Annotated in this window: 2 protein-coding genes; both read left to right on the forward strand. The window is 71.5% G+C overall.

Annotated elements, in window-relative coordinates; all coding sequences use genetic code 11:
• Positions 1-795: septum site-determining protein MinD (minD, locus tag DT057_RS35030; protein ID WP_128566573.1), on the forward strand; the 795-nt coding region annotated here is incomplete at its 5' end.
• A partial coding sequence (minE, locus tag DT057_RS35035; protein ID WP_128566574.1) for a cell division topological specificity factor MinE occupies positions 792-976 on the forward strand: 185 nt, incomplete at its 3' end. The genes minD and minE, both read left to right, overlap by 4 nt.

Here is a 976-nt window from a genome sequence, read left to right on the forward strand (position 1 = left end):
ACGTCGGGCAAGGGCGGCGTCGGGAAGACCACGACGACGGCGGCGCTGGGAGCGGCGCTGGCGCAGGGGGGCCAGAGCGTGTGCGTGGTCGACTTCGACGTCGGCTTGCGCAACCTCGACCTGGTGATGGGGGCGGAGCGCCGGGTGGTGTACGACCTCATCAACGTGGTGCAGGGCGACGCCAAGCTGCCCCAGGCGCTGATCCGCGACAAGCGCCTCGACACGCTCTCGCTGCTGCCCGCCTCGCAGACCCGCGACAAGGACGCGCTCACGGACGCGGGCGTGGCCCGGGTCATCGCCGAGCTGCGCGAGAAGTTCGACTGGATCGTCTGCGACAGCCCCGCCGGCATCGAGCGCGGCGCCACCCTGGCGATGCGCCACGCCGACGTGGCGGTGGTGGTGACCAACCCGGAGGTCTCCTCGGTGCGCGACTCCGACCGCATCATCGGGCTGCTCGACGCCAAGACGGCCCGGGCCGAGAAGGGCGAGAGCCTCGACAAGCACCTGATCCTGACGCGCTACGATCCCGCCCGGGCCGAGCGCGGCGAGATGCTCAAGATCGACGACGTGCTGGAGATCCTGTCGATCCCGCTCCTGGCGGTGGTGCCCGAGAGCGAGGAGGTGCTCAAGGCCTCCAACGTCGGCAGCCCGGTGACCCTCAACGCCCCCCAGAGCGCGCCCGCCCGGGCCTACGCGGACGCGGCGCGCCGGCTGCGGGGCGAGAGCGTCGCCATGGTGGTGCCCAGCGAGCGGCGCTCGTTCCTGACCAAGCTGTTCCCCCGGAGGGCGGCATGAACCTGCTGAGCTTCCTGTCGCGCCGCGGCACGGCGCCCGTCGCGCGCGAGCGCCTCCAGATCCTGCTTGCCCACGAGCGCGTCGCCTTCGGACGCTCCGACCTCGTCGCCGTCCTGCGCGAGGAGATCCTCGCCGTCATCGCAAAGCACGTCGCCATCGACAAGGAAAAGGTCAAGGTCAC

It is taken from the genome of Methylobacterium crusticola, from assembly GCF_003574465.1.
In the GTDB taxonomy this organism is placed as follows: Bacteria; Pseudomonadota; Alphaproteobacteria; order Rhizobiales; family Beijerinckiaceae; genus Methylobacterium; species Methylobacterium crusticola.